Consider the following 4137-nt stretch of genomic DNA (forward strand, 5'->3'; position numbering starts at 1 on the left):
GGATTCGAACCCCCGGTACCTTTCGGCACGCCTGTTTTCAAGACAGGTACTTTCGACCACTCAGACATCGCTCCATGAATGTGAAAACATACTAGCAAAATTCACATCAAAGTGTCAATAGGATTAATGCAAAAATTTAACTTTTAAAATGAAGTTTTCAGTTTATGGCTAAAGTTTCAAGAGCGGTTAAAAGGCTTACATTTTCTATGGGAACTTCGCTCGGAACCTTTAGTACACAAGGCGTGTAATTTACAATTCCCTTTATTCCGCAGTCAATAAGCAAATCAGTAAGTGGCTGAGCTTCATCTGAATCAACGGTAAGAATCGCATAGGAAATTTCTTCTTCACGGATAATTTTTTTCATCAAAGTCGTAGGATGAAGCGGAAACGACGAGCTTAAAACTTCCGTCTTGTTCACGCTTGAATCAAATCCGGCTACAATTTTAAACGGCGAATCATAAAGTTCCGAAGTGTCCAAAAGGGCCTGGCCCATTCTTCCAAGGCCAACAATGCAGCACCGCAAGCTTTCTTTTTTTTCACCGAACATTTTTTCAAGATGAGACTTAAGCTCTTCAACCTTGTAGCCGTTCGTTGCTCCGCAGTTCAATTTTAATGCTGAAATATCACGACGGACAACTGCGGAAGTCCAGCCGGTAAGCTCTTGAATTTTTTGCGAAGTTATATTTTTTTCTTTATAGCCTGAAAGCAGCCGTTCCAAAAGAACAAGACGGCGTTTCGTAGGCAAAGGAATATCTTTCATCTTTTTAAAATATTTTATCAATTTAATGCATTTTTTGTAAATATTCGAATATATATTTTTAGAGGAAATTATGAAGAAAATTAATTTTAACAAGCGATTTAAAATTTATGCTGTTTTGTGGATTTTATTCATGCCGTTTTTTACCTGTTGCGATTCTGCCAAATCTGAATTAAAAATTGCAAATTGGAATGTACAGACTTTTTTTGATGCAAACAATGACGGAACAGAATATCCTGAATTCATCAAAAGCAAAACTTGGAGCGAAGAAATGTATAAGGAACGGCTCAGGCGGCTTTGTTCAGTTATAAAAAAACTTGACGCTGATATTTTTATAATGGAAGAACTTGAAAATTCAAATGTTCTATTCGACATAAGCAATTTTCTTGCAGGCGAATGGAATCCGCGTAAAATATACAGATACGCTTGCTTTTCAAAAAGTGAAGGCGGAGCAATAGGCTGCGGAGTTCTTTCAAGAATTCCATTGCAAAAAATGAATTTGCATTCACTCGACATAAGAACTGAAAATGAAAAAATGCCTCGTACAAGACCTTTGTCAGAAATTGAAATAAAACTAAAAGAAAAAACTTTGAGCATTTTCGTAAATCACTGGAAAAGCAAAAGCGGAGGAGAAGAAAAAACTGAAAAATGGCGAAACCGTGAAGAAAGCGTTCTTTCATTTTTTATGAACCAGGCATTAAACGAAGGCAAGGCTATTTTTGCGGCCGGAGATTTTAACAAAGACATAAATGATTTTTGCGTAAAGGAAAACGGAAATATTTTGCTTAGAGCTTGGCACGGAAAACTTCTTGGCGATGAAGGACTTTTGGCAAAATCACCTTGGTTTGATGAAAACGGAAATTTAATTGAGCCGGGAAGCTATTATTTTAGAGAAGAATGGTCGCGCATAGACAATATTTTTTATTCAGGGAAAATAGAAGTCGAAGGATTTTTTCCAGCGGCGGAAGGATTTTGGTGCAACGAAAATTCTATTCCGTACAAATATTCACTTTGGAACGGAAGAGGATACAGCGACCATCTTCCGCTTGTTTGCAAAGTGCGGCTTTTAAATTAGACTTCCGAAGTTTTCTTTACAAGTTTTTCATGCATAATAAAAAGAAGCGCAAGAGCAATCAAAAGATAAAATGGATATAATGCGATTGTACTTTTTGATGCAATCATTCCAAATAACGGAGGCATCAAAGTTGTGCCAGTATAAGCACTTGCCATTTGAACTCCGATTATTGCCTGCGACTTGTCTGCTCCAAAATGTGCTGGAGTAGAATGTATTATGCATGGATAAATTGGCGCGCATCCAAGTCCAATTATTATCAATCCTGCAACTGTAGAACTTTGTCCAAAAGGCAAAACTACCGCAGCAATTCCTGCAAGCGCAAAAAACTGTCCCAGGCGAATCATCTGCGTGTCATTCATTTTCATTGTTAAAAATCCACTGACGGCTCGTCCAAGTGTAATTCCAATGTAAAACATTCCTGCAAAAAAAGCGGCTTTTTCAGGAGAAACTTTTTCATAAAGCGCAAGATAGCTTCCTGCCCAAAGTCCAGCTGTCTGCTCAAGGGTGCTATAGCAAAAAAACGCAATCATAACTTCCTTTGCTCCGGGAATTAAAAAAATCTGACGCAAGGAAAGAGGCTTTTCATTTTTTTCCGATTCATGAAAATCATTTTGCGGCTTATTTTTTTTCCAAAGCGGAAGAGAACCTACAAGAACCGCCGTAAGAACTGTCTGAAAAATCGCAATATATCTATAGCCAGAATTCCATCCATGCTGACCAGTCAATGTAAATCCCATTATAGAAGGTCCAATCGCAGTTCCAACTCCCCACATGCAATGAAGCCAGCTCATGTGGCGACTTTTATAATTAAGGGCGACATAATTATTAAGGGCGGCATCCACGCTTCCAGCTCCAAGTCCATAGGGAATAGCCCAAAGACAAAGCATCCAAAATGAACTGCTTATTGAAAATCCAAAAAGCGCAAGAGCTGTTGTTGCAACGCTTATCACCATAACTTTTCCAACGCCGACTTTTTTTGTAAACCTGTCGCTCATAAGACTTGAAAAAACAGTTCCTGCAGCAATAATCATTGAAATAATTCCGGCAAAAGAAATATCCACGCCGAAATCTTTATACATTGAAGGCCAAGCAGAACCAAGCAATGGATCAGGAAGCCCAAGACTTATAAAAGCCACATAAATCACAGCAAGAAGAAGCGATGCCATACAAACCTCAATTAATCGTATTTTTCTCGAAAATTATAATGTAAGAAAATATTTTTTTCTTTAACGATTTTCCGCATCGATATAACAATCTTCCATACAAAATATTTGACAACAGCTTTTCTTCTAACTAGAATTGTTTTTGCCATGAATATAATTGTAATCCAGCCGCCTTTAGTTCAGCTTAACTCTCCATACCCATCAGGAGCATATCTAAAATCTTTTTTCAACAAAAACGGACACAAAGCTATATGGCTAGATTTAAGCGTGCAACTTATACATTCAATTTTTTCAAAAAACGGATTGAAAAAACTTTTTAAGCTTTCAAAAGAAAACGCAATGAAAATTGCTTCCGCCGCAGAAAAAAACGGAGACTTCGCAACTGCAAAAAATTTAAGACGATATATTTTTCAAAGTGATTTGTGGATTGAATGGATTGACTTTATAATGTCAGTTTTATGCGGAAAACAAAATCCAAGTTCACGCGAACTTGGCCACAGATTTATCTTAAGCCCATATACTCCGCGTGGAAACCGCATGGAAAACTACATATCAAATCTTGACAGAGAACCAAATGTAGACGACACAAGGAATATAGCAAGTCTTGCCATCGAAGATTTGACAGACTACATTTCAGTTGCGTTCGATAAAAGTTTTTCACTCGTGCGTTACGCAGAAAGCATTGCTGTAAACGAAACTTCTTTTAGTCAAATTGAAGAAAAACTTAACTCGCCTATTTTGACAACTTTTTACACAGAAGTTTTAAAAGCCGCATTTTCAAAAATAAATATTCCTGAAAACGAAAAAACACTTGTTTGTATTTCTGTACCGTTTGCAGGAACTTTTACGCCAGCCCTATTTTCAGCAAAATACTTACGAGAAAAATATGGAGAAAGACTTTTTATATGTTTTGGCGGCGGATTCATAAACACAGAACTTAGAGAATTTTGCGACAGTTCATTTTTTAAATACGCAGATGCAATAAGCTACGACAGAGGCTACGGTTCATACAAAAATTTCTTTGATGTATTTCCAGACGGAAAAGTTTCAGAAGAAAATCAGATTTACAAAATGCGTCTGTTTGCAAAAGAAAAAGTCATAGAACCATTGCAGTCGTCTTTGGAATATGAAAAATTTGAAAA

3 protein-coding genes, 1 tRNA gene and 1 pseudogene (1 of these 5 only partly in view) are annotated in these 4137 nt (G+C 37.0%); 2 read left to right on the forward strand and 3 right to left on the reverse strand.

The genetic code is table 11. The annotated features are described in order from the left end of the window. Together B4C08_RS07140 and B4C08_RS07145 are read right to left on the reverse strand one after the other, a co-directional pair. A tRNA-Ser gene (locus B4C08_RS07140) sits at positions 1–74 on the reverse strand (it extends 71 nt beyond the left edge of the window). An 83-nt stretch (positions 75–157) separates the two neighbouring features. After that, the gene (locus B4C08_RS07145; RefSeq protein ID WP_296664169.1) at positions 158–760 is read right to left on the reverse strand and encodes a redox-sensing transcriptional repressor Rex; all 603 of its coding nucleotides are present in this window, start codon (positions 758–760) and stop codon (positions 158–160) included. Positions 761–830: 70 nt separating this feature from the next. Between B4C08_RS07145 and B4C08_RS07150 the strand changes: the two genes are divergently transcribed. Beyond that, positions 831–1832, forward strand: a complete 1002-nt coding sequence (locus B4C08_RS07150) for an endonuclease/exonuclease/phosphatase family protein (protein WP_296664170.1) — start codon at positions 831–833, stop codon at positions 1830–1832. Here the strand turns inward: B4C08_RS07150 and B4C08_RS07155 are convergent. Continuing rightward, a complete protein-coding gene (locus tag B4C08_RS07155) occupies positions 1829–2998 on the reverse strand; it encodes an MFS transporter (protein WP_296664171.1) in 1170 nt (389 codons plus the stop codon). The two genes, B4C08_RS07150 and B4C08_RS07155, sit on opposite strands and share 4 nt — an antisense overlap. Before the next feature lie 144 nt (positions 2999–3142). Here B4C08_RS07155 and B4C08_RS07160 point away from each other — a divergent pair. Then, positions 3143–4137, forward strand: a pseudogene (locus tag B4C08_RS07160) (radical SAM protein); the annotation flags it as partial.

The organism is Treponema sp. UBA753 (assembly GCF_002297325.1).
In the GTDB taxonomy this organism is placed as follows: domain Bacteria; phylum Spirochaetota; class Spirochaetia; order Treponematales; family Treponemataceae; genus Treponema_D.